At 40.6% G+C, this 24,326-nt stretch carries 22 protein-coding genes; 9 read left to right on the top strand and 13 right to left on the bottom strand.

The window, feature by feature from the left end; genetic code table 11:
• Positions 1-32 precede the first annotated feature (32 nt).
• The gene (gene topA / locus EXH44_RS01230; protein WP_162855923.1) at positions 33-2,645 is read left to right on the top strand and encodes a type I DNA topoisomerase; all 2,613 of its coding nucleotides are present in this window, start codon (positions 33-35) and stop codon (positions 2,643-2,645) included.
• A 105-nt stretch (positions 2,646-2,750) separates the two neighbouring features.
• Here the strand turns inward: topA and nth are convergent, their stop codons facing one another.
• The 3 genes from nth to proB are packed head-to-tail and all read right to left on the bottom strand — an operon-like array spanning position 2,751 to position 5,286.
• Positions 2,751-3,386 (bottom strand): endonuclease III, encoded by a 636-nt coding sequence (gene nth, locus EXH44_RS01225; protein WP_162855922.1) that lies wholly within the window; start codon positions 3,384-3,386, stop codon positions 2,751-2,753.
• Positions 3,387-3,389: 3 nt separating this feature from the next.
• The gene (locus EXH44_RS01220; protein ID WP_162855921.1) at positions 3,390-4,163 is read right to left on the bottom strand and encodes a TSUP family transporter; all 774 of its coding nucleotides are present in this window, start codon (positions 4,161-4,163) and stop codon (positions 3,390-3,392) included.
• A 22-nt stretch (positions 4,164-4,185) separates the two neighbouring features.
• Positions 4,186-5,286, bottom strand: a complete 1,101-nt coding sequence (gene proB / locus EXH44_RS01215) for a glutamate 5-kinase (RefSeq protein ID WP_162855920.1) — start codon at positions 5,284-5,286, stop codon at positions 4,186-4,188.
• Positions 5,287-5,366: 80 nt separating this feature from the next.
• Here proB and EXH44_RS01210 point away from each other — a divergent pair, with 80 nt between their 5' ends.
• The 4 genes from EXH44_RS01210 to EXH44_RS01195 all read left to right on the top strand — a co-directional run bounded on the left by EXH44_RS01210 (position 5,367) and on the right by EXH44_RS01195 (position 8,777).
• Positions 5,367-5,855, top strand: coding sequence for a dihydrofolate reductase (locus EXH44_RS01210; protein WP_162857504.1), 489 nt, complete (start codon positions 5,367-5,369; stop codon positions 5,853-5,855).
• A 76-nt stretch (positions 5,856-5,931) separates the two neighbouring features.
• On the top strand, positions 5,932-6,663 hold the full coding sequence (locus tag EXH44_RS01205) for a (Fe-S)-binding protein (protein ID WP_162855919.1): 732 nt from the start codon (positions 5,932-5,934) through the stop codon (positions 6,661-6,663).
• 1 nt (position 6,664) lies between these two features.
• On the top strand, positions 6,665-8,071 hold the full coding sequence (locus EXH44_RS01200) for a LutB/LldF family L-lactate oxidation iron-sulfur protein (RefSeq protein ID WP_044008905.1): 1,407 nt from the start codon (positions 6,665-6,667) through the stop codon (positions 8,069-8,071).
• Between the two features lie 4 nt (positions 8,072-8,075).
• A complete protein-coding gene (locus tag EXH44_RS01195; RefSeq protein ID WP_162855918.1) occupies positions 8,076-8,777 on the top strand; it encodes a LutC/YkgG family protein in 702 nt (233 codons plus the stop codon).
• 43 nt (positions 8,778-8,820) lie between these two features.
• Here the strand turns inward: EXH44_RS01195 and pyrD are convergent, their stop codons facing one another.
• The 8 genes from pyrD to EXH44_RS01155 all read right to left on the bottom strand — a co-directional run bounded on the left by pyrD (position 8,821) and on the right by EXH44_RS01155 (position 17,679).
• On the bottom strand, positions 8,821-9,825 hold the full coding sequence (gene pyrD / locus EXH44_RS01190) for a quinone-dependent dihydroorotate dehydrogenase (RefSeq protein ID WP_162855917.1): 1,005 nt from the start codon (positions 9,823-9,825) through the stop codon (positions 8,821-8,823).
• A 44-nt stretch (positions 9,826-9,869) separates the two neighbouring features.
• Positions 9,870-10,820: a ribose-phosphate pyrophosphokinase gene (locus EXH44_RS01185; RefSeq protein WP_162855916.1), complete on the bottom strand. Its 951-nt coding sequence runs from the start codon at positions 10,818-10,820 to the stop codon at positions 9,870-9,872.
• 23 nt (positions 10,821-10,843) lie between these two features.
• Entirely contained in the window at positions 10,844-11,689 is an 846-nt protein-coding gene (ispE, locus tag EXH44_RS01180) for a 4-(cytidine 5'-diphospho)-2-C-methyl-D-erythritol kinase (protein WP_162855915.1), read from the bottom strand.
• Positions 11,689-12,321 carry a lipoprotein insertase outer membrane protein LolB gene (lolB, locus tag EXH44_RS01175; RefSeq protein WP_162855914.1) on the bottom strand — a complete coding sequence of 211 codons (633 nt, stop codon included), beginning with the start codon at positions 12,319-12,321 and terminating at the stop codon, positions 11,689-11,691. The genes ispE and lolB overlap by 1 nt, the downstream gene beginning before the upstream one ends.
• A 64-nt stretch (positions 12,322-12,385) precedes the next feature.
• Entirely contained in the window at positions 12,386-14,956 is a 2,571-nt protein-coding gene (gene glnD, locus EXH44_RS01170) for a bifunctional uridylyltransferase/uridylyl-removing protein GlnD (RefSeq protein ID WP_162855913.1), read from the bottom strand.
• Between the two features lie 79 nt (positions 14,957-15,035).
• Positions 15,036-16,688: a bifunctional UDP-sugar hydrolase/5'-nucleotidase UshA gene (gene ushA / locus EXH44_RS01165; protein WP_162855912.1), complete on the bottom strand. Its 1,653-nt coding sequence runs from the start codon at positions 16,686-16,688 to the stop codon at positions 15,036-15,038.
• A 36-nt stretch (positions 16,689-16,724) separates the two neighbouring features.
• The gene (locus tag EXH44_RS01160; protein ID WP_162855911.1) at positions 16,725-17,315 is read right to left on the bottom strand and encodes a L,D-transpeptidase family protein; all 591 of its coding nucleotides are present in this window, start codon (positions 17,313-17,315) and stop codon (positions 16,725-16,727) included.
• A 1-nt stretch (position 17,316) separates the two neighbouring features.
• On the bottom strand, positions 17,317-17,679 hold the full coding sequence (locus EXH44_RS01155; RefSeq protein WP_162855910.1) for a diacylglycerol kinase: 363 nt from the start codon (positions 17,677-17,679) through the stop codon (positions 17,317-17,319).
• Between the two features lie 271 nt (positions 17,680-17,950).
• Here EXH44_RS01155 and sstT point away from each other — a divergent pair, with 271 nt between their 5' ends.
• From sstT to EXH44_RS01135, 4 genes are all read left to right on the top strand, one after another.
• Complete coding sequence (gene sstT / locus EXH44_RS01150; RefSeq protein WP_162855909.1) at positions 17,951-19,159, top strand: serine/threonine transporter SstT; 1,209 nt, start codon at positions 17,951-17,953, stop codon at positions 19,157-19,159.
• Between the two features lie 136 nt (positions 19,160-19,295).
• The gene (locus EXH44_RS01145) at positions 19,296-21,572 is read left to right on the top strand and encodes a DNA internalization-related competence protein ComEC/Rec2 (protein WP_162857503.1); all 2,277 of its coding nucleotides are present in this window, start codon (positions 19,296-19,298) and stop codon (positions 21,570-21,572) included.
• 48 nt (positions 21,573-21,620) lie between these two features.
• Complete coding sequence (locus tag EXH44_RS01140) at positions 21,621-21,947, top strand: type II toxin-antitoxin system RelE/ParE family toxin (protein WP_162855908.1); 327 nt, start codon at positions 21,621-21,623, stop codon at positions 21,945-21,947.
• Positions 21,940-22,227, top strand: a complete 288-nt coding sequence (locus tag EXH44_RS01135; protein WP_162855907.1) for an addiction module antidote protein — start codon at positions 21,940-21,942, stop codon at positions 22,225-22,227. The genes EXH44_RS01140 and EXH44_RS01135 overlap by 8 nt, the downstream gene beginning before the upstream one ends.
• On the opposite strand, the gene queA is transcribed toward EXH44_RS01135, so the two are convergent.
• Positions 22,219-23,313: a tRNA preQ1(34) S-adenosylmethionine ribosyltransferase-isomerase QueA gene (queA, locus tag EXH44_RS01130; protein WP_162855906.1), complete on the bottom strand. Its 1,095-nt coding sequence runs from the start codon at positions 23,311-23,313 to the stop codon at positions 22,219-22,221. The genes EXH44_RS01135 and queA overlap by 9 nt on opposite strands.
• Before the next feature lie 102 nt (positions 23,314-23,415).
• Positions 23,416-24,324 carry a gluconeogenesis factor YvcK family protein gene (locus tag EXH44_RS01125; protein WP_162855905.1) on the bottom strand — a complete coding sequence of 303 codons (909 nt, stop codon included), beginning with the start codon at positions 24,322-24,324 and terminating at the stop codon, positions 23,416-23,418.
• Positions 24,325-24,326: the final 2 nt, after the last annotated feature.

Here is a 24,326-nt window from a genome sequence, read left to right as displayed (position 1 = left end):
ATTTATATCATTATTTAATTTAGGTGTTCTCAATGGGAAAATCATTAGTAATTGTCGAGTCGCCGGCTAAAGCCAAAACTATCAATAAATATTTAGGCCGTGATTTCGTCGTTAAATCCAGTGTCGGACATATCCGTGATTTACCAACAAGCGGCGCAGAAAAAGAAGAAAAAACCGAAAAAGCTAAAGCGGTTTCAACTAAAGGTATGAGTGCAGAACAAAAAGCCTTAGTAAAATCAGAGAAAGAACGTACCGCTTTAGTGAAGCGTATGGGCGTGGATCCTTATCACGACTGGAATGCCACTTACCAAATTTTACCAGGTAAAGAAAAAGTGGTTTCAGAGCTGAAATCCCTTGCCAAAAAAGCCGATCATATCTATCTCGCCACCGACTTGGATAGAGAAGGGGAGGCGATTGCGTGGCATTTGCGTGAGGTGATTGGCGGTGAGAACGAGCGTTTTAGCCGTGTGGTGTTCAATGAAATTACCAAAAATGCGATCAAACAAGCCTTTGAAAAGCCTGAACAGCTCAATATGGATAGAGTAAATGCTCAACAAACACGTCGTTTCTTAGATCGTGTGGTGGGCTTTATGGTGTCGCCGTTGCTTTGGAAAAAAGTGGCTCGTGGCTTATCGGCAGGGCGTGTACAATCTGTGGCTGTGAAATTGTTGGTTGAGCGTGAACGTGAAATCAAGGCGTTCCAGCCTGAAGAGTTTTGGGATATTTTAGCCAAAACTTCTGCGAAAAAAGGCGATCTCGCTTTAGAACTTGTACAGCATAAAGGCAAAAAATTCTCAGCGAAAAACCAAAAAGAAGCAGAACAAGCGGTAAAATCTTTGCAAAATTCTGCATTTATCGTCACTGAAATTGATAAAAAACCAACTTCATCAAGAGCGAAAGCGCCGTTTATTACTTCCACCTTACAACAAACGGCAAGTACCCGTTTAGGCTTTAGTGTGAAGAAAACGATGATGTTGGCACAGCGTCTGTATGAAGCTGGCTACATCACCTATATGCGTACCGACTCAACTAACTTGAGTCAAGATGCACTGACGATGGCTCGTAGCTATATCGAAAAGCAATTTGGTGAGCGTTATTTACCTGAAAAACCGAATTTCTATGCCAGCAAAGAGAAAGCGCAAGAGGCTCACGAAGCCATTCGTCCATCTGATGTGATGGTGAAAATGCAAGATCTAAGCGGTATGGAAAAAGATGCAGAACGCCTATATGACCTGATTTGGCGACAATTCCTTGCTTGCCAAATGACCCCTGCAGAATATGACTCAACCAGTTTAACGGTAACAGCAGGGGATTACGAACTCAAAACCAAAGGGCGTGTATTACGTTTTGACGGTTGGACAAAAGTATTGCCAATTCAAGGCAAAACAGCGGAAGATCAAGAGTTGCCAGAAGTTAGTCTGAATGAAACCTTGAAACTGAACGCCGTTGAACCTAGCCAACACTTTACCAAACCGCCAGCACGTTATAGCGAAGCGGCGTTGGTGAAAGAGTTGGAAAAACGAGGGATCGGTCGCCCATCAACCTATGCTGCGATTATCTCAACCATTCAAGAGCGTGGCTATGTGCGAGTAGAAAACCGCCGTTTCTATGCAGAGAAAATGGGCGAGATCGTGACAGATCGCTTAAACGAAGCCTTTAGCGATTTAATGAACTACGATTTTACGGCAAATATGGAAGATACTCTTGACCAAATTGCGTCGGGCAATAGCAACTGGAAAGTCGAATTAAACCGCTTCTTTGCCGATTTCTCAGAAAAATTAACTACCGCAGAGCTTGATGAACTTGAAGGCGGAATGCGTCCGAATAATTTAGTGCCAACAGACATTCACTGTCCGACTTGCCAACGCCAAATGGCGATCCGCACCGCAAGCACAGGCGTGTTCTTAGGCTGTACAGGCTATGCTTTGTCACCAAAAGAGCGTTGCAAAACCACGATCAACTTAATTCCAGAAGCGGAATTGCTAAACGTGTTAGACGAAGATTCGGAAACGAACGCATTAATGAAACGCAAACGTTGCCCGAAATGTGATACGGCAATGGACAGCTATGTGATCGATCCACAACGTAAAATTCACATTTGCGGTAATAACCCGAATTGCGATGGCTATGTGATTGAAGAAGGTTCTTTCAAAATTAAAGGCTATGACGGCCCGATTGTCGAATGTGACAAATGCGGTTCGGATATGCACTTAAAACTTGGACGTTTCGGCAAATATATGGGCTGTACCAACTGTGACAACACTCGCAAAATTCTCAAAAATGGCGAAGTCGCACCACCACGAGAAGAACCAGTGGCATTCCCTGAGTTAAAATGCGAAAAATCGGACGCTTATTTTGTGCTACGAGATGGCGCAAGCGGTGTATTTATGTCGGCACACAACTTCCCGAAATCCCGTGAAACACGCGCCCCGAAAGTGGCAGAATTAGCCTTATACCGTGATCGTCTGCCTGAAAAACTACAATACCTTGCAGATGCACCACAACAAGACCCTGAAGGCAATGAAGCCATTATCCGCTTTAGCCGTAAAGAAAAACGTCAGTATGTGACCTCTGAGAAAAACGGCAAGGCAACCAAATGGATTGTGGATTACCTTGATGGCAAGTGGGTTGAGCGTAAGAAATAATGAGAAAAGCGGACTGATGTCCGCTTTTGTATTTTTAGCCTTACAAGCGGTCACTTTGTGCTTAGCATTTGCAAATTTCTATCCTAAACTGACCGCTTGTGTTGTTTAAATTTCTGTTTTTTCTTTATATTCACATAAATCTTCAATGATACAAGAGCCACAGCGAGGCTTGCGAGCAATGCAAGTGTAGCGACCGTGTAAAATCAACCAATGATGAACATCCACCTTAAATTCATCAGGCACCACCTTCAGTAACTTTTCTTCCACCTTAACCACATCTTTCCCTGGGGCAAAATTAGTACGGTTAGAAACACGGAAAATATGCGTATCGACCGCAATGGTCGGCTGCCCAAAGGCGGTATTCAGCACCACATTTGCCGTTTTACGCCCCACACCAGCAAGGGCTTCTAATTCTTCACGGGTTTGAGGTACTTCGCCATTGTGTTTTTCAATTAAATCACGGCAAGTTTTGATGATGTTTTCCGCTTTGCTGTTATAAAGCCCAATAGTTTTAATATACTCTTTTAGCCCATCAAGCCCTAAATCTAAAATCGCTTGAGGTGTATTTGCCACAGGATAAAGTTTAGCCGTAGCTTTATTGACACCCACATCTGTCGCTTGAGCAGATAAAATCACCGCAATCAATAATTCAAAAGGGGTAGAATACTGCAACTCGGTAGTGGGGTGTGGGTTTTCATTGCGTAAGCGAGTCAGTATCTCAATACGTTTTTCTTTATTCATCTGTTATCCTAAAAAAGCAAAATAGCCTTGATCCCATAGCATTTTAGCAACCATAGTAAAGGACATCACCACAATTAATGGGCGAATAATTTTTTTCCCTTTGGTCATAACCATTCTTGCGCCAAGGGATGCGCCAATAAATTGACCGATCATCATAAGAAAACCTACTTTCCACAAGATCGCACCGCCGAGCATAAAAAAGATCAGAGAAGCAATGTTGGATGTAAAATTCAATATTTTAGCATGAGCAACACTTTGGGTCAGGTTAAATCCAAGAAGTAAAACAAAGGCAAGGGTAAAAAATGAACCTGTAGCAGGGCCGAATAAGCCATCATAAAACCCAATTCCCATCGCTGCGGTACAAGCGAACATTGGATAACTCATTCTTTGGCGACGTTGTTCATCGCCTAAACTTGGACTTAATAAAAAGTAAAATCCAATAATTAAAATAAGAAAAGGAAGAACAACTTTTAGTGCATTGACATCAATGAGTTGTACTAAAATTGTACCAATTGCCGCACCAATAAAGGTGAGGAGGATTAAGAGCCAAATCTCTTTTAAATTAACGGCTTTTTTGCGTACAAAATAGAGTGATGCGGAAAAGGAACCTCCACACGCTTGCAATTTATTGGTTCCAAGTGCCATAGCGGGAGGAATTCCTACAGAGAGTAGGGCTGGGATAGTAATTAATCCGCCACCACCTGCAATGGCATCAATAAAACCAGCCACGAAAGCTGCAACAAATAAGATAATCGCAATATCAAGTCCAAGTTCCATATTTTTCCTTACACTTTATGCATTAATAATGCACCACCATTTCATCTCGGTGGAACACCACTGAACCAAATTCATAGCCCAAAATAGTTTCAATATCGCTAGATTTTTTGCCTTTGATTAGCGCAAGGGCATCGCTGTTATAACGGCTAATGCCAAGAGCAAGCACTTTGCCGTCAAGGTTGCAAATTTTTGCCACTTCGCCCCGTGCAAATTGCCCTTCGATTTTGGCAATACCTGCAGGTAAAAGCGATTTATGCTGTTCCACTAACGCTTTTTCTGCCCCTTGATCGATATAAATTGTGCCAGCAGGTGGTGCGCCAAAGAGCCACTGTTTGCGACCTTCGATTTTGTCGTGTTGGGCTAAGAAGTGTGTGCCAATTTCCGCTCCTTGTGCCACTTCAAAAATCACATTCGGACGTTCACCAGAAGCAATCGCGGTTTCAACGCCAGAACGAGTGGCAATATCGGCAGCAGTGATTTTGGTACTCATACCGCCTGTGCCTAAGGTTGTGCCACTTCCCCCTGCCATTTGGCGAATTTCAGGGGTGATTTTTTCAACAACAGGAATGCGTTTGGCATTTGGGTTTGAACGTGGATCACTGTCGTATAACCCTTCTTGATCGGTGAGCAAAATCAATAACTCTGCTTGAGCTAAAATCGCTACGAGTGCCGATAAATTATCGTTATCGCCGATACGAAACTCTGCTGTTGCCACCGCATCATTTTCATTGATAATCGGGATAATTTGTTGATCGAGCAAGGCGGTGAGCGTATCCCTTGCATTTAAGAAGTGATCTTTATTTTCAATATCTGCACGGGTTAAAAGCATTTGCCCGATTTTGATGTTATAAATGGAAAAGAGGCTTTCCCACACTTGAATGAGCTGGCTTTGTCCGACTGCGGCTAGAAGCTGTTTGGTTGCCAACGTTTTTGGCAATTCACGATGCCCTAAGTAATCACGCCCAGCGGCGACTGCCCCAGAGGTCACAATAATAATGCGATGTCCCTGTTCGTGCAGTTGAGCAACTTGTTTTACGATTTCTAGCATATGTGGACGGCTTAAACTTTTGGTGCCGTGGGTTAGGGTGCTAGTGCCTAATTTTACTACGATTGTTTTTGCCATAATAATTTGTAAAAAGAAAAGAAACTGTTTGCTATTATCTGCTAAAATCCTTTTCATTTCAAAAGAGTTATGTTGTTATGATTCAAATTAATGTAATTGTTGCCCGCACTTTGAATAAAGTGATTGGTAAAGATAATGCAATGCCTTGGCATTTACCTGTTGATCTCGCACGGTTTAGATCAAATACTGTAGGTAAACCAGTCATTATGGGCCGAAAAACCTATGAATCTATCGGCAGACTGTTGCCGAAACGCCCGAATATTATTCTTTCTCGCACAGGCTTCAGTGTAGAGGGGGCTTATTCTGCGACAAGCCTTGAACAAGCGGTCACTTTAGCGAAAAGTTTTGCAAATATAGATGAGATTATGATTATTGGTGGTGTAGAGCTATTTAAACAAGCCATGCCATTAGCGAACAAACTTTATCTTACGGAAATTCAAGCAGAGATTGATGGTGATACGTTTTTTGAGTTTGATGAGACTCAATGGAAAATAGTTGAAGAAAAATGGTCGGAGATTGATGAGCAAAATCCGTTTCGTTGTCGGTTTATGGTATTAGAAAGGAGATAGTAAGCTGATAAGATTTGCAAAATAAGGTGTCGATCTTACCGCTTGTTTTTCATTTTAATTATATTGTGGGGATATTATGAACGTGAACTTTTATGTGACTTGCCTTGCAGATGTACTTAAAGCGAGTATTGCCAAAAACAGTGTATTACTGTTAGAAAAACTAGGCTGTAAAATCACTTTCCTTGAAAAACAAGGGTGTTGCGGACAGCCTGCAATTAACAGTGGTTATACAAAACAAGCCCTTGAGGGAATGAAAAAGTTAGTGGAAACTTTTGAAGTCAATGATTATCCAATTGTTGCCCCTGCAGGTTCTTGTGTTTATGCAATTAAAACCTATCCTGACCATTTTGAACGCTTTGGCGAACCAGAATGGGTGGCTCGTGCGAAAAAAGTCGCTGACCGTTTTTATGATTTAACAGATTTTATCGTCAATAAACTGGGTGTTACCAATGTTGGTGCAACCTTAACAGGCAAAGCTGTTTATCACCCATCTTGCAGCCTATCTCGTAAATTAGGCATTGTGAATGAACCGATCACCTTATTACAAAACGTCAAAGGCTTAGAGCTGTTACCAATTCAAAATCAACAAACCTGTTGCGGTTTTGGTGGCACTTTCTCGGTCAAAATGGCGGAAATTTCAGGCGAAATGGTTAAAGAAAAAGTAGAGCATATTGCTGATGTTGAGCCAGAATACTTGATCGGGGCAGATGTGAGCTGTTTGATGAACATCGGTGGACGTTTGAGCCGTGAAGGGAAAAATATTAAGGTAATGCACATTGCCGAAGTATTAATGCAGGAGGGCAAATAAGATGTCATTAAAAACTAGCAATCTTGCCTTTAAAAAACGAGTGGACGATCAAATCCACAACGCAATGATGCGTAAAGCTGTAGTGAAAGCCCAAGAAACCATCGGGGCGAACCGTCAAAGAATGGTAGACGAACTTGGTCATTGGGAAGAGTGGCGTGACGCGGCAAAACAGATCCGTAACCACGTTCTTGCCAATTTAGATGCTTATCTCTACCAATTAAGCGAAAAAGTGCAACAAAACGGCGGTAAAGTCTTTTTTGCAGAAACTGCCGAAGAAGCGACCGCTTATATCCGTCAAATCGCCTTAGAAAAAAATGCCAAGAAGATTGTTAAATCCAAATCAATGGTGACGGAAGAGATCGGCTTAAACCACGTCCTTGAAAACGAAGGTATTAAAGTGGTTGAAACGGACTTAGGCGAATATTTACTGCAAATCGTTGGCGATAAGCCATCTCACATCGTTGTACCTGCAATTCACAAAGATCGCTATAAAATCCGTCAAGAGTTACACGAACAGCTAGGCTATAATGGCTCAGAAACGCCAGAAGAAATGACCGCTTTTGTGCGTCAAGTGATCCGCAAAGATTTCTTAGAGGCAGACATCGGTATTAGTGGCTGTAACTTTGCCGTAGCGGAAACAGGCTCTGTCTGTTTAGTCACTAACGAAGGTAACTTACGTTTAGCAACAACGGTGCCAAAAACTCATATCGCTGTAATGGGTATGGAACGTTTAGCCCCAACTTTCCAAGAAGTTGATGTGTTAATCACAATGCTAGCGAGAAGTGCGGTTGGTGCAAAACTCACTGCCTATAACACTTGGCTAACAGGACCACGTCTTGAAGGCGAAACGGACGGGCCAGAAGAGTTCCATTTAGTTATCGTGGATAACGGACGTTCAAAAATCCTTGAAAGCGAATTTAAAGAAGTTTTACGTTGTATCCGTTGCGGTGCGTGTTTGAACACTTGCCCTGCGTATCGTCAAATTGGCGGACACGGCTACGGCTCGATCTATCCAGGACCAATTGGATCGGTGATCTCGCCATTACTCGGTGGCTATGAAGAATTTAAAGAACTGCCTTATGCTTGTTCGCTTTGTACCGCTTGTAACTCCGTTTGCCCAGTGAAAATTCCACTGGCACAGCTTATCTTAAAACACCGTGAACATATCGCTCAAAATGGTATGACGCCAACGGCAGAGCGTTTGTCGATTTTCGGCTTCAACTTTGCTAACTCACACCCAACTTTATGGAAAGTCGGGGTGAATATCGGGGCAAAAGTGGCAGGTAAATTCATTAAAAACGGCAAAGCTCCAATTCAAGTAGGCGCACTTGCAGAATGGACAAAAGCCCGTGATTTACCGTCAGCTGAAGGCGAAAGTTTCCGTGAATGGTTCAACAACAGAGGATAAGAGAATGGATTTACAAAACCGTGAAAATTTTCTAAATAAACTGGCGGAAAGAATGGGCAGACCACGTCAGCTCGTACCTGAACCAATGCCGAAATTAGTCAATGATTATCCAACGACACGCTTAACGGATCGCACTCAAGCTCAATTAGTCGAGGAATTTGTTAGCTTTGCTAAAGTGATGATGACCGATGTGGCGGTGGTGAAAGAAGAAAATCTGATTGCAGAAGTGACCGCACTTTGTGATAAATATGGCGGTGGCTCGGTGATTATTAATAACGACAGCCGTTTAGTTGATTTAGGCATTACGCCAGCATTGCAAGCTAAATACGACAGCTATGTTTGGGATCACAATACAGATGGCAGTGTGAATATCGATAAAGCGGAAAAAGCCAATATCGGCGTGGTTTACGGCGAATACGGCTTAACGGAATCTGGCGGTATTGTACTGTTTTCAGATAAAGAATTTGGACGTTCAGTCAGCTTGTTACCTGAAAAATCCATTGTCGTCTTGCGTGCCAGCACCGTGCTACCCCGTGTGGCACAGTTAGCTAAAATCCTACACGACAAAGCGCAACAAGGTGAAAGGATGCCATCTTGTGTAAACATTATTTCAGGACCAAGTGCTACGGCAGATATTGAGTTAATCAAAGTTGTTGGCGTACACGGACCTGTGAATAAGGTTTATGTGGTGATTGATGATCTATAATTTACTTTTATCCTAGTACGCCTATCCGTACTAGGATAAATTTTTATAGCTTAATTCCTTTCACTAATTGATGAATTAATGTAGGACCTTGATAAACCATAGCAGAGTAGAGTTGTAATAGACTTGCTCCAGCATCAATTTTAGCTTGCCCTGATTCTACCGAATGAATACCACCGCTTCCAATAATTGGAATTTGTCCTTTTAATTCCTGTGAGAGTTGATGAATGACTTGAGTGCTTAAGTGATGTAGCGGTTTACCGCTCAATCCACCTTGTTGATCGGCAAAAGGAAGCCCAGCAACCGTATCTCGTGAGAGTGTAGTGTTTCCAGCAATCACGCCATCAATTTGATGACGGATTAAACTATCTGCCACAGAAGCAATCTCTTCATGAGTTAAATCTGGCGCAATTTTCAATACAAGCGGTCGGTAAACAGCAAATTTTTGCGAAAGCTCCGCTTGCTCCGCTTTGAGTGCACGCAGTAAATCATCTAAAGCTTCGCCATACTGTAAGGTACGAAGATTTTTAGTGTTTGGTGATGAAATATTGACAGTGATATAGCTGGCGTGTGGATAGACCTTACGCAAACAGATTTGATAGTCATCCAAACTCTTTTCAATCGGTGTTGTGGCATTTTTACCGATATTGATACCGAGTACGCCATCATATTTTGCTTGTTTCACATTCTCAATAAGGACATCGACACCGAGATTATTAAAGCCATTACGGTTAATAATGCCTTCAGCTTCTAGAATACGGAATTGACGTGGACGTGGATTGCCATCTTGTGCAACAGGGGTGACAGTCCCAACTTCAATAAAGCCGAAGCCTAATTTCGCAAATCCATCAATCGCTTCGCCATTTTTATCTGCCCCAGCGGCAAGACCAATCGGATTTTTAAAGCGTAAGCCCATGACTTCTACTGGATTGTTAGGTAAAGAACAGCTAGAAAAGGGTGTTTTCCCTAATAGTTTTAACGATTGAATTGCAAATTGATGGGCATTTTCCGCATCAAGTTGGAAAAGAAATTTTTTAATCAGTGAATACATAAAATGATATATGAAAAAGCCCAACCTTTCGGCTGGGCTTTAAATTAATGACTAAACATAGCAGAAATAGATTCTTCGTTGCTAATACGACGAATCGCTTCTGCAAGCATGCCTGACAAGGTTAATACACGAACTTTATTTAATGCACGAATTTCTGCAGATAATGGGATAGTATCTGTAACGATCACTTCATCTAATGCTTCATTGGCAAGGTTTTTCGCTGCACTTCCAGAGAAGACGGCATGAGTTGCATAAGCAAATACACGACGAGCTCCACGCTCTTTTAATGCTTCTGCTGCTTTAACTAAAGTACCACCCGTGTCGATCATGTCATCAACCAGGATACAATCACGACCAGCAACATCACCGATAATATGCATTACTTGAGCTACATTCGCTTTTGGACGACGTTTATCAATGATTGCCATATCAGAATCGTTTAATAATTTTGCAATCGCACGTGCACGTACTACACCGCCAATATCTGGAGAAACTACAATTGGGTTAACAAGATCTGTTTTCTTTAAGATATCTTCAATTAACACCGGTGAACCGAATACGTTATCTACTGGTACATCAAAGAAACCTTGGATCTGTTCTGCGTGAAGGTCACAAGTTAATACACGGTCAACACCTACGCTAGATAAGAAGTCTGCAACAACTTTTGCTGTAATAGGCACACGAGCAGAACGTACACGACGATCTTGACGAGCATAACCGAAGTAAGGAATTACAGCGGTAATACGACCTGCTGATGCACGACGAAGAGCATCAACCATCACGATTAATTCCATTAAGTTATCGTTTGTTGGTGCACAGGTTGATTGCACAATAAAAATGTCACCACCACGTACATTTTCATTGATTTGTACTTGAATCTCACCGTCGCTGAAACGACCTACTGTTGCATCACCGAGAGAAATATAGAGACGTTCAGCAATTCGTTTTGCTAATTCAGGGGTTGCGTTTCCAGCGAAGAGTTTAATATCAGGCATTTTGGATAAACCTCAAGTATAGATTAGGGAGATAAATTAAGGGTTTGATGTAAAGGTGAAACGTTTTTGCCTTGAGCTACAAAGCCTTCAACATCGGCTGGTTTCAGTGCAAAAACACGACGAGCCTCTTCTTCACAATCAAATTCGGCAAATACACAAGCACCAGTGCCTGTTAGCCGAGACGGTGCATATTGTACCAACCAATTAAGCAGATCATCAACCTTTGAATAATGATCTCGGACAACTTTTTCGCAATCGTTTGCCCAAGTTGAGTCTAATAATTGATCTAGAGTACGTTTTGGGGTATTTCGTGGTAGATCTAGATGTTTGAAAATGAGTGCCGTAGAGATAGATTCATCGGGTTTTAATACCAAATACCATTTTTCAGCAGGTTTACAAGGGGTGAGTTTTTCACCAACACCTTCAGCAAAAGCGGACATTCCACGCACGAAGATCGGCACATCTGCACCTAAACTTAATCCCATCTCAGCGAGTTGGATTAAGGAAAGCCCTGCTTGCCAAAGGTGATTAAGTGCAACTAAAACTGTTGCTGCATTGGATGAACCACCACCTACGCCACCGCCCATGGGTAAGCGTTTAGTGATGCTGATGTTAGCACCGAGTTTACAAGCGGTCTGATCTTGCAATAATTTTGCAGCACGATAAATCAAATTTTGTTCCGTAGGCACGCCTTCAATCTGATTAAGTAAGGTGATTGTTGGATCTTGGGTGATCTCAATCTCAATTTCATCGCCGAAATCCAAAAACTGAAAGAGCGTTTGCAATTCATGGTAGCCATCTGCCCGCTTGTTTGTGATATATAAAAATAAGTTTAGCTTGGCAGGGCTTGGAAACGTAAATTTAGCCATTAGTAAGCCCAGTTATCAATACGAATTTTTAAGGTTTGAGCACCGTTTTCAAGAACAATTAATTTCGGCAGATTTGGGGTGCGATCTTCATGATATTCCACAAAACTTGCCTTCCAAACTGTTCCATTCACGGCATAATCAAATTGTGACAGTTGGCGTTTTTCATTAACGATATAGTTAGCATTTTTTTCAGGTTGGCCTTTTACCCAATAAGCAAATTGATCAATAGGGAAAGAAACACCAATAATTTCTTCCATTAATGCTGCAACATCGGCTTCTGTGCGAGAACGTCCTTCGCTGTCCGAAATAGTCATACCGTAACTATTACGTTGTAATTTCAAAGATTTGCTTGAAAGATTTGATGACATGGTTAAACCGAAATTTGTCGGCATTTTATATTGCCAATCAAAATGAGATGAAAAGCGTTCTTCGGGGGAAATATATCCAAATTGTCCTTTAGCTGAATAAGCTTTGATTTGGGCTAATTGTGCAAGATGTTGTTGCCATTGTACATCATTATGGGGAATTTCTACCGTTGGTTTAGCTACTTCCGTAGGCGCATTCAGGACAGAATTACAGCCTGTCAGGGCAAGTAAGGTAGCAAGAGATAACAGTTTAACAATTTTTTTCATTGTAATCCTTCAAGGTTAAATTGAGATTAAATCTATAAAAAGTATAACATATTCAGCCGTACATCTATTCAAGTTCTGTGATTAAACGTGCTTTTAATGCACTTTTTTCATCATCAGACAGAGACAATCCTTGCTGGTTACTTACCACAAAGAAATCTTCCACTCGTTCACCAATAGTCGTAATTTTAGCATTGAGCAGATTTAATTTGAGTTCACCAAAAATATAACTGATATGATCTAATAATCCTTCTCTATCTAGTGTAAATAACTCAAAAGCGGTTTGATTTGGCTGAGAATTTGCTAAAAAACGGAGCTTCGTTTTACGTTTAAAAGATTGGTGTTTTACGGGTTTTTTATGAGAACTAAAGCTTTTAGTCGATGCTTGCGTTAATGCGTTCATCAATGCCGTATGAATTTGAGCACTACGCTCATCATCCAACGGTTGCCCATGGGTTTCACTGATAATAAAGCTATCCATGACAAGCCCATTTTCGCTCGTTAAAATTTGTGCATCGTGAATAGAAACTTTCTTTTGACTGAGCGTTTGGGCAATACGTGCAAAAAGTTGAGCTTGGTCTTTGCAATAAATAAAGATTTCCGTTGCGCCACGGGCATATTGATTGCTAATCAGCACCATCGGTAGTTGCGGATTTTGCACATAATGTAATGCATGCCAATAGAGTTGGGTAGGGCTGTGGCGGATAAAATAACCGTCAGGACAAGATTGCCAAAACTGTGTTAATAAGTCGTGGTGTTCTGCAGAAATGACTTGAGTTAATTGTTCAAAAGCCTGTTGGCGATGTTCTTGGCTTAGTTTTTGTTGATCGAGAGCTTGCTCATCACCCAACTGTAATTGCTGTTCGGTAAACTGAAAGAGTTTGATAAAAAGTGAACGTTTCCAGTCATTCCAAAGGGTTTCATTAGTTGCACAAATATCTGCCACAGTAAGACAAGTGAGTGCAGATAAAGCGGTCGGATTTCCGACAATTTTTGCAAAGGTTTTAACGATATCGGGATCGTGAATATCACGACGTTGTGCAGTAATTGACATGGTCAAATGTTCTGCGACCAGCCATGACATATAATCAGTATCTGCTTGGTTAAAACCGTGTTGTTCAGCAAAGGCTTTCATATCTACGGCACCTACTGTTGCATGATCGCCTTCTCTGCCTTTGGCAATATCATGAAAAAGAGCAGCTAGATAGAGTAGTGGACGATTTGGCAATAAAGGGAAAATTTTACAACAGAGCGGATGCTGTTCTGCATTCTCTGCTTGTAAAAAACTTTCCAGTTTTAGCATGACTCGAATAGTGTGCTCATCTACGGTATAAATATGGAACAGATCAAACTGCATCAGCCCTTGGATACCTTTCCATTGTGGCAAATAGGCAGTGAGTACGCCAAGTTGGTGCATGGGGACAATCGCTCGTTTAACGACTTGTGGCTGAGAAAAAAGCTGAATAAAGCGAGTTCGAGCCTGTGGGAGTTCACACAGAGGCTGAGAGATACTTTGTAACGCCAAGCGGAGCTGGCGCAAAGTGGTTGTTTCTGCAACGGCTTGAGTGTGTTCTGTTAAATGGAAAAAGAGAGCTAAAATCGATTCTGGTTGTTGTTTAAATAGTTGTGGGTTGCTACAAATTAAGGTATTTCCTTGAAGATAAAAGTGGCGATCAAGCGGTTGCTTTAGCTCATTTTTTTGCAAAGGGCGCAAGGTTTCTTGTTCAAAATGATCAAGTAGCAGTTGGGTCAATATCGAGATGGATTGAGTCGCTTGGAAGAAAGCTTTCATCATCGTTTCAACGGGTTGATTTCCTTCCCCTTGATAGCCAAGTTGTTCACTTAATTGTAGTTGGCGATCAAAGCGCAGGCGGTTATCGTAGCGTTTAAGTTGCAGATGTAGGGCAAAACGCATACGAAATAGTGTCTGTTGTGCTTGTTGTAGTTCAAGATATTCTTCGGGATAGAGTAATCCTTTTTCAAATAGGCTTTCTAAACTGTGAAGCCCATAATGACGTAGCATAATCCAAGAGAGTAGATGTAGATCTCGTAATCCACCTGGACTATGTTTTAAATCGGGTTCAAGGTTATAGCTGGTATTATGATAGCGGGCGTAACGCTCATTTTTTTCTTCAACTTTTGCGGTGAAAAAGTCTTGAATTGGCCAAAAATCTGCATGAAATAGGCGTTCCATTAGCTGCTGCCAAAGCTGTTCATTGCCGATCAGAAAACGGCTTTCAAACATATTAGTTGCCACAGAAATTTCCGCTTTGCCGACTTCAATACACTCAGCTAATGTGCGAATACTTGCGCCTAATTGCAACTTACTATCCCAAAGTAAATTAAATAGCGTATTGAGTTGTGATTGAGTTTGTTCATCTAAAGCTGTTTCACTTAACACCAAAATATCAAGATCAGAGAGCGGAAACATCTCTTTTCTACCATAGCCACCGACAGCAACTAACGCGAGATCCGTACGATCACTAAAACCAAATTGATGCCATAGTTTGAGTAGCAAGGTATCATAAAAGTCACTACGTTGTTTAAGTAAATCAAGGACATTTTGGCTCGTAAAATGTTGTTTTTGCTGGAGTGTGAATTCGATAAGCTCAGTTTTAAGTGATTGACAGTCGATCATAGCGGTGAGTTTTGGATAAAATTTTGCAAATTGATAGTAAATAAGATTAGGGCGAGCACATCGGCTCGCCCCTACATGATTATTTGAAGATTACATCATCTTTTGGATCGTATTTTGATACGTCAATAGATTTATTTTCTTCAAAGTATTTTTTCAACATTTCAGCATCAATAAAGCCCGTATTTACATAGCTTGGGTGTTTTTTCAGGATTGGATAACCGTCACCACCTGCCGCACAATAATCTGGTACAGACACTTTATATTTTTTGTTGAGATCGAGCGGTTTACCACCAATTTTCACCTCTGAAACTTGTTTTGCAGTACGGTCAACCACCATTGAGATTCCTGCAAATTGTGGATATGCACCCATATCAACATCTTTTAATGCCACCACATTTAAGTAATCAATTAACTCTTGGCCAGTAAGATCAACAGTCGCAATCATATTCCCGAAAGGTTGAACCGTTAAAATATCTTTATAAGTAACATCACCCTCGTTAATTGAAGCTCGGATACCACCTGAGTTCATAATACCAACATCAGCTTTAACACGTTCCATTTGTGACTGTGCAATTAAGCGACCTAAGTTCGTTTGGTGGAAACGGATCACTTTACGATCACCTTCTAATTTTCCACCTTTGACTTCACCCACTTTCACACCTAATAGTTTATCGCCTTCATCTTGATATTTTTTCAAGTGGTCGAATACGGCTTTGTCTTCAGGGATTTCAGCCTGGTAGAGTTTATATTCGCTCTTACCATCTGCTAATTTCACTTTCTCTTTTAAGTTGATTGGAATTAATTCATATTTAACAAGTTTCGTTTCGCCATTTTTGAATTCAAAATCCGCACGACCTAAGAATTTACCCCATTCGCCCGCTTGAACAATCCAAGTTCCGTTTTGGAAATCAGGTTTACACTCTTCACCTGGGGTATATTTAGCTTTAAATACGCCTTTTTCATCAACACAAACGGTATCGTGAGTATGGCCACCCACAATCACATCAAATGCACCTTTTTCTAAAGTTCGTGCTAAGGTCACATCACCTGGTGCATTCATACCGTGTTGTGCATCGTAATAATAGCCCATATGTGTTAATGCAATACGCACATCAGGCTGTTCTTTCATTTTATTTAGTTTGGCTAATGTTTTTTTCGCAGTTTCAATTGGATTTTTGAAAATAACATTATCAGTAACATCGGGATTACCTAATTTGGCAGTATCTTCCGTCGTTAAGCCTACCACTGCAAATGTCAAGCCATTTTTATGGAGTGTAGTGTAAGGTTCTACTAAAGTTTTATTGGTTTTTTTATTAATTACGTTTGCAGATAATAGCGGGAATTTAGCCCATTTTTCTTGCATATCTAGGATTTGAAGAGGAAAATCAAATTCATGGTTACCTAATACAGCTGCTTCAACCCCTAACATATTTAAACCTTCAATATCTGGTTTTGCATTTTGCATGTCAGATTCAGGTACGCCTGTATTGAAATCCCCAGCATGAAGTAGAATCACATCACCACCTTTCTCAGAGACCTCTTTACGGATAGTTTCAATGGCTGTTTTTTGTGCAGCAAAACCATATTCATCTTTATCATTTTTCCAGAAATGACCGTGAGTATCGTTTAAATGCAAAATAGTAAATTTATAGGTTTTATCCGTTTCATAAGCTACAGCAGCGGTTGCTGAACTAATGAGAGCAAGAGAGAGAAGTGTTTTTTTTAATTTCATAAAACCACCTTAATATTATGAATTAGCTGTGATATTTTAAGGACGAATATCTATAATCGCATTATGTACGACATGTTCATATAACTCGTCCATTTCTTCATTGGTAACGGCAATACAACCGTGAGTCCAATCTTTTAATAAATGTAAGCGGCCAATTGAACCACTGCCATTTCTTAAACCATGTATTTTGATTAAGCCACCCGCTGATTTATTATGTAAAGCAGCATAGGCTTTATCTTCTTCATTAGGATATGAAATTCCTAAATTTTTATGGTAAGCACTATTGGGGTTTCGTTCATTAATTTTGTAAACCCCTTCTGGTGTTTTTCCATCGCCTTCAAATTGTTTATGCCCAATAGGGCTAAACCCAAGAGAAATAGGATATATTTTGACTAAAGTTTCTCCTTCATAAGCCCACATTTGTCTTTTTGATTTAAAAACAACTAAACGATCAATGTTTGTGGAGGTTAACATTTTTTCATTCATTAATAATGGTTGTGTTGGTTGTTCCTTAAGAATAATCTGATCTATTCTTATATGAGTTTGATAATAAAAATATCCCCAAATGGAAACTAAACCAATTAAGAATATGGCTAATATTTTTAATATTATTGGAGAACGGAACATTTTAGAAAAACAAAATTAACAACCAAGTTAAGGCTGTAATGAGCATAGCAACAAAGACTGCTGCAGAACCAATATCTTTTGCTCGACCTGATAATTCGTGATACTCAGAACCGATACGGTCAACAACAGATTCTACGGCACTATTAAGCAATTCAATCACAAGAACTAACAATACAGAACCAACTAATAAAATCTTTTCAATTGATCCATCTCCCAAATAAAAACCGAGCGGAATCATAAAAAAGGAAAGCCACACTTCTTGACGAAATGCAGCTTCATGAATATAGGCACTCTTCAGGCCTTTCATTGTATAACCTGTTGCGCGAATGATGCGTTGAAAATCGGCTTTATTTTCGGGTTTCATTAAATACTCGTGATAAATGTAAAAAAATTGCCAACATTTTACCTGAAATAAAAGCATATCGGAAATAGATTATTGATGAGTTGAGTGAAATATTGAGTATAATTTTTACGAAAAATCCTTTTTTAAAAAAGTTCTATCTTTGCAAAAATCTTTACAAAAATTACCGCTTGTCTATTCCATTCTGACATTTTTTCCGCTAATCTCACAAACTCCTTTATTTAGGTAAATAGACGGCTAGCCGTTTATTTTGTTTTGTCTTACAGGAAATTTTATGAGTAACTCTTTATCTTCCAAAATCTTAGGCGGTAATTTAGTTTTACGTATCGCTATTTTTCTTGTACTCGGTATTCTACTCGCATTAGTAAATCCTGAGTGGGCGAAAAGTGTTGGCGTATTAGGCCAATTCTTCGTGAAATCATTGCGTGCAATCGCACCAATCCTTGTTTTTGCATTAGTTATTTCAGCGATTGCAAATAAAGAGATTGGTACAGATGGCCGTTTAAAACCGATTTTAGTCATGTATGTGTTAGGTACCTTTATTGCAGCTGTGACCGCAGTTGTATTAAGCTATCTTTTCCCAACAACATTAGAACTCGTTGCAAGTCCAGATGGTTTAGCTCCACCGCAAGGCGTAGGTGAAGTACTAAAAACCGTCATTTTTAACTTAGTAGATAATCCATTAGGTGCGATTACTAACGGTAACTTTATCGGTATTCTTGCATGGTCTATTGGTTTAGGTATTGCATTACGTCATGCAGCACCAAGTACAAAAGTGTTCTTAAATGATATTGCCGATGCGGTTTCATTTGTGGTTAAAGTGGTTATCGCTTTTGCACCAATAGGGGTATTTGGCTTAGTTGCTGAAACCATGGCTACGAATGGTGCAGATGCCTTTGTTGGCTATGCTCGTTTACTCGCTGTATTACTTGGTGCAATGGCGATTGTGGCATTTATCCTCAATCCATTATTAGTCTATTGGAAAATTCGTCGCAATCCATATCCACTAACTTTCACTTGCTTACGTGAAAGTGGTGTAACTGCATTCTTTACCCGTAGTTCTGCAGCAAACATCCCTGTAAACATGGGATTAGCAAAACGTTTAGGTTTAAAAGAAGAAATCTATTCAGTTTCTATTCCACTTGGTGCAACCATTAATATGGCTGGTGCAGCAATCACCATTACTGTACTAACACTTGCAGCAGCTTATACTCAGGGTATTACACCAGATCTTTGGACGGCAATTTTATTAAGCTTTGTAGCTTCAATCTGTGCTTGTGGTGCATCAGGCGTAGCGGGTGGTTCATTATTGTTAATCCCACTTGCATGTAGCTTATTCAATATTCCAAATGATATTGCAGCACAAGTTATCGGTGTAGGTTTCATCATTGGTGTTATCCAAGACTCAGCTGAAACAGCACTTAACTCATCAACGGACGTACTATTTACCGCAGCGGTAAGTATGGCGGATGAGAATAAGTAATTTCTACTAGTTTTATAAAGGGGCAATAGCCCCTTTATTTATTTTTGTGATCCCCGTCGAAAAACGTCATTTTTCTACTTTTCTCTCTCTTTTCGTCATTGGCATACTGTGATCTCTTTGATTAGGTATATTGATGATGTCTATTGATCGTGTCTGTTTAACGCTATTGTTCGGTTTATTGCCGTTGATTGTTCTGCCTGCTTCGTGGCTTGGCTATGTGGTGGTATTTTCTCTTGCCCTTGCATTATGGGGATTATTGCGTGAGAAATTGGGGATCTTGCTGTTGGGCGGTGTGCTAGCGGTGAGTTACGCTCATATTCTGCAACTTGCAAAAAAACATCAGGAACAGACCGCTGTTAAGGTGCAAGAGCTGGTGTTAGTTAAGCAAATTTTAAAACAGCAGGAGTATCAAACTGCTATCGTAGAGCGTGCTAATGGGGGCTATGTTTATGTTAATTGGCAAGCAGATACGCCATTGATACTGGAAGCAAGTTATAACGCGGAACTGGCATTGAAGCCTTTGTCCGCTCGCTTAAATGATGGCAATTTTGATCGACAAAAATGGTATGTGGCTCAGCATATTTCAGCAACAGCTACGGTCAAAAAAGCAGTAAAAGTAGGTGAACAACAAAGCTGGCGTGCAACTTGGTTTGATCGTATGCGAGAGCAGACCGCCCCTTTTGCAACACAAGGGTTACTGCTCGCCCTTGCTTTTGGTGAACGGGCGTGGTTAAGTCAAAGCCATTGGGCGATCTTTCAACAAACAACAACCGCACATCTAATTGCAATTTCAGGCTCACATATTGTTCTGGTGTATCTGTTAGCTTTTTGGGTGGCGAAAGCTGGGCAGTGGCTATTATTGCGGTTTCGTTGCCTGAAAGCGGTGGGATTGTCCTTGTATTTTGCAAGGGGAGTAGGGTGGTGTGTGGCGTTGGGATATAGCTTTTTGGCAGGCTTTCAAATTCCAACGGTACGGGCAATGGTGGCGATTTCATTGGTTTTGCTGGTGCAATATGCTCGTCGCCATTATACACCGTGGCAGTTATGGCTTCGTGGCGTGGTGTTGTTGGCTGTCTTTGATCCGCTGACGTTACTGTCCGATAGTTTTTGGCTTTCTGTTTTGGCTGTTGCTAGTCTAATTATTTGGTATCAGGCTTTTCCACTCAAGCGGTTTGATTTTGTCAAAAATATGCAAAATCGAGTGATGAAGTTGCTGTTAGAGCTGTTTCATTTACAGTTAGGCATTTGGCTGGTGTTTTCGCCGATCCAACTTAGTTTTTTTGATGGCACATCGCCTTTTGCTTTGTTAGCCAATCTTATCATTGTTCCACTTTATAGCTTTATTCTTATCCCATTGATTTTATTTAGTTTATTAACAGATAACCTATTTCAAACTTGGTGGCTTTGCCATCAAATTGCAACGTGGGGAATAGCGTGGATTGAGCCATTTTCCCACCATTGGCTCTATTTAAGTGTCGCTCAACAATGGGGATTAATATGCCTTAATTTATTGATTTTAATGGGATTATATGGTGCTGTTCAGCAACGTTTTTCTATTCGTTATGGGGTGGCAACCGTAGCATTGCTTTTAGGATTGTGGATCGGATTTCATTTTGTAAAAGATACACTTAAACCACCGCTTGTAAAATGGGTGAATTTTGATGTGGGGCAAGGGTTGGCAATGGGATTGATTTATCAACATCAAGGCAAACAGAAAGCTATTCTTTATGATACAGGTGTTGCGTGGCAAGGTGGCACAATGGCGGAATTGGAAATACTGCCCTATTTACGCCGTGAAGGGATAGTGGTTGAAGCTATTTTTGTTAGCCACGATGATAACGATCACGCAGGGGGCGTTTTGCCATTACTGCAAGCCTACCCAAATGCACGTTTGATCCTTTCGGGTAAAAATCATTATAGTCGCCAAGTTGCAGAGCCTTGTGTAGCAGGCAATCAGTGGCAATTCGGCACAATGTACCTTGAGGCGATTTATCCTTTGCAACTCAGTGAGCGAGCTAAAAATGAACACTCTTGTGTATTACGAGTGTCGATAGGGCAATATAGATTGCTTCTTGCTGGGGATAGTGGGATTGCGGAAGAACGACAATATGCAAGCCAGATCGGTAAGATCGATTTTCTTCAAGTAGGACACCACGGCAGTAAAACCAGTACCAGCCAAACTTTGTTAGCTCACACCCAACCCACTTGGGCGATTATTTCGGCTGGGCGTTGGAACCCGTGGAAAATGCCAAATAGTCAAGTTATTCAACGGCTTGAGCAGTATCAAGTGAAGTGGCTTAATACTGCTCAAGTGGGAATGATCCAAGTCGATTTTTATTCAGATAATTACAACATTTCCACCGCAAGAAACCGCTTTAGTCCTTGGTATCAGGGGATAGGGGCAAATGAATAAGTTGAGTTTTGTAGCCAAACGATTACAATATAACACTAGGAAGAAAAAATGAATGTTATTGAAACCACATCTATCTTTGACAATTGGTTAGATAATCTTAAGGACTTAAAAGCAAAAGTACAGATTGCAACACGGATCCGTCGCGCTCAAAATGGAAATTTTGGCGATCATAAATTATTACCTAATACAGGCGGAGTTTATGAGATGAGATTGGACATCGGACAAGGTTATCGGATTTACTATGGGCAAATAGGTAAAATTACCTATATTTTAACGAATGGTGGTGACAAATCTTCTCAATCTTCTGATATTGAAAGAGCAAAAGTACTTTTTGCACAATTAAAGTTACAAAATGTAGGAGAAAAAAATGATTGAAACAAATCGTTTTGACATTGTGAAATATCTTGATAGTGACGAAGCAATTGCTATCTATTTGACAGAAATTGCTGAAACAGGAGATAGCAATGATTTTATTGTTGCTTTAGGTGATATAGCAAGAGCAAAAGGTATTACAGAGATTTCACAAAAAACAGGTTTAGCACGAGAAAGCATTTATAAATCCCTTTCAAACGGTGCTAAACCACGTTTTGATACTGTGATGAGAATAATGCAAGCACTTAATCTTAAACCACAATATGCTGTTTCCTTAAGATAAGGCTGGAACATCCCCCAACGCATTTTCATTTTTCGTAATAAACATCGCATCGCCGTAGCTAAAGAAACGGTATTGACTTTCAACGGCGTGTTGATAAGCGTTCATACAGTTTTTGAAGCCAGCGAAGGCAGAAACTAGCATAATTAGGGTGGATTCTGGCAAGTGGAAGTTGGTGACTAGGGCATCAACGATACGGAATGTTTTTCCTGGATATAGAAAAATTGCCGTGTCTGAATAGAATGGGGTGATTAATTTACCTTCTTTTTCTGCCGCTTGTGCTGCACTTTCGATAGAGCGAACCGAAGTTGTGCCAACGCAGATCACTCGTTTGCCCTGTGCTTTGGTGGCAAGAATTTTATCGACAACGTCCTGCGATACTTCGGCATATTCTGCGTGCATTTTATGTTCTTCGATTGTTTCTACTCGCACGGGTTGGAATGTGCCAGCCCCGACGTGTAAGGTAACAAAGGCGGTTTGTACCCCTTTTTCTTGTAGTTTTTGTAGCATTTGATGGTCAAAATGCAAGCCTGCCGTTGGGGCTGCTACTGCACCTAACACTTTGCTATACACCGTTTGGTAACGCTCTTGGTCGGCATCTTCATCTGGACGGTCGATATAAGGCGGTAGTGGCATATGCCCTGCCTGTTGTAGCAGATCGAATAAAGGCTGTGCTTCTTCAAATTTTAGCTCAAATAACGCATCGTGACGAGCCACCATTATCGCTTTAAAGCCATTTCCTTCGCCTAATTTATCTTCCCCTAGAAAGATTTCAGCATTCTCTTTCGGGGCTTTTGATGAACGGATATGGGCTAAACAGCGATGTTCGTCTAATACACGTTCCACCAATACTTCTAACTTACCGCCACTGGCTTTGCGTCCATAAAGGCGAGCAGGGATAACACGAGTGTTATTAAAAATAAGTAAGTCACCGCTATGGATATGTTCAAGTAAATCATTGAATTGTTGATCTTGATATTCGCCTGTATTGCCGTTGAGATAAAGTAAACGGCTTGCACTTCGTTCAGCCGTTGGGTAACGAGCGATAAGTTCATCAGGTAGGTCAAAATGGAAATCGGTTACACGCACAACAGTTCCTTAATTAATCAAATAAAGCGGGACACTCATGAAGTGTCCCTAAGTGAAATTTAAAATTTGCAAATTTATAGTGAAATCTTACCGCTTGCAAGTTTAAAGTGAACTCGCGATTTCATCAATAGCCTTGCTGAGTTTATATCGATCATGGCGATACGTGACATCATCGGCATGTAAATCTCGTTGTAATACCTTGATATAGCTAGGTAATTCACTATTTTCACTAGGGGTTGTGATAACACCATTTAATCGGCCTAATCCAATTTGGTTTTCAATCCAAGTTACGCGTTCAGATAAAGAAAAATCCCCTGCAACCCCTTTTTCTTTACCAATATTGTCGATAAAAATCACTTTAGCATGACTTTCATTAATCATCTGTGCAACTTCTTGTAACAGAAGTGTTGGCATGATACTCGTTAGAAAACTGCCAGGACCTAAAATAATAAGCTCTGCCTGTTTGATGACATCAAGGACTTCAGGTGTCGCCTCTACGCAAGGTTCTAAGGAAAGCGCTAATGGTTTTTCTGATGAAGCATCTATAGAAACTTCACCGAATACTGTTGTTCCATCATGAATATGGCTAACTAAATGAACAGGAGATTCTGACATCGGCATTAAGCCCACTTTAACGTGTAATAAGTCTCTGACAAGATTTAGAGCCTCTAAAGGGCGGATTTTCATATCTTCCAATGCTTTGAGAATCAAATTACCCAAATTGTGACCTGACAATTCTCCAGAACCACTAAAACGATATTCAAAAAGCGCTGAAGCTACGGTAGGTTTTACGGTAATTTGGGTTAAGCAATTGCGTAAATCTCCCCATGCAATTCCACCATGTTGATGGCGAATTCTGCCTGTTGAACCCCCATTATCGGTTGTTGCGACAATACCTGTTAAATTTTCTTTCAAAAATGAAAGAGAAGAAAGGACACGACCTAATCCATGTCCGCCACCAATAGCAACAACACGATTTATAGATTTTAAATGTGGATGACGAGGCAGCATGT

Source organism: Actinobacillus indolicus, assembly GCF_004519515.1.
GTDB lineage: Bacteria > Pseudomonadota > Gammaproteobacteria > Enterobacterales > Pasteurellaceae > Glaesserella > Glaesserella indolica_A.
Note: the sequence above shows the minus strand (reverse complement) of the source record. Positions and strands in the feature narration are given on the sequence as shown.

Bases quoted from the DNA above. Each gene is read 5' to 3' on its own strand.
- topA (WP_162855923.1), top strand. From the start codon at position 33: ATGGGAAAATCATTAGTAATTGTCGAGTCGCCGGCTAAAGCCAAAACT.
- nth (WP_162855922.1), bottom strand. From the start codon at position 3,386: ATGAATAAAGAAAAACGTATTGAGATACTGACTCGCTTACGCAATGAA.
- EXH44_RS01220 (WP_162855921.1), bottom strand. From the start codon at position 4,163: ATGGAACTTGGACTTGATATTGCGATTATCTTATTTGTTGCAGCTTTC.
- proB (WP_162855920.1), bottom strand. From the start codon at position 5,286: ATGGCAAAAACAATCGTAGTAAAATTAGGCACTAGCACCCTAACCCAC.
- EXH44_RS01205 (WP_162855919.1), top strand. From the start codon at position 5,932: ATGAACGTGAACTTTTATGTGACTTGCCTTGCAGATGTACTTAAAGCG.
- EXH44_RS01200 (WP_044008905.1), top strand. From the start codon at position 6,665: ATGTCATTAAAAACTAGCAATCTTGCCTTTAAAAAACGAGTGGACGAT.
- EXH44_RS01195 (WP_162855918.1), top strand. From the start codon at position 8,076: ATGGATTTACAAAACCGTGAAAATTTTCTAAATAAACTGGCGGAAAGA.
- pyrD (WP_162855917.1), bottom strand. From the start codon at position 9,825: ATGTATTCACTGATTAAAAAATTTCTTTTCCAACTTGATGCGGAAAAT.
- EXH44_RS01185 (WP_162855916.1), bottom strand. From the start codon at position 10,820: ATGCCTGATATTAAACTCTTCGCTGGAAACGCAACCCCTGAATTAGCA.
- ispE (WP_162855915.1), bottom strand. From the start codon at position 11,689: ATGGCTAAATTTACGTTTCCAAGCCCTGCCAAGCTAAACTTATTTTTA.
- lolB (WP_162855914.1), bottom strand. From the start codon at position 12,321: ATGAAAAAAATTGTTAAACTGTTATCTCTTGCTACCTTACTTGCCCTG.
- glnD (WP_162855913.1), bottom strand. From the start codon at position 14,956: ATGATCGACTGTCAATCACTTAAAACTGAGCTTATCGAATTCACACTC.
- ushA (WP_162855912.1), bottom strand. From the start codon at position 16,688: ATGAAATTAAAAAAAACACTTCTCTCTCTTGCTCTCATTAGTTCAGCA.
- EXH44_RS01160 (WP_162855911.1), bottom strand. From the start codon at position 17,315: ATGTTCCGTTCTCCAATAATATTAAAAATATTAGCCATATTCTTAATT.
- EXH44_RS01155 (WP_162855910.1), bottom strand. From the start codon at position 17,679: ATGAAACCCGAAAATAAAGCCGATTTTCAACGCATCATTCGCGCAACA.
- sstT (WP_162855909.1), top strand. From the start codon at position 17,951: ATGAGTAACTCTTTATCTTCCAAAATCTTAGGCGGTAATTTAGTTTTA.
- EXH44_RS01145 (WP_162857503.1), top strand. From the start codon at position 19,296: ATGTCTATTGATCGTGTCTGTTTAACGCTATTGTTCGGTTTATTGCCG.
- EXH44_RS01140 (WP_162855908.1), top strand. From the start codon at position 21,621: ATGAATGTTATTGAAACCACATCTATCTTTGACAATTGGTTAGATAAT.
- EXH44_RS01135 (WP_162855907.1), top strand. From the start codon at position 21,940: ATGATTGAAACAAATCGTTTTGACATTGTGAAATATCTTGATAGTGAC.
- EXH44_RS01125 (WP_162855905.1), bottom strand. From the start codon at position 24,324: ATGCTGCCTCGTCATCCACATTTAAAATCTATAAATCGTGTTGTTGCT.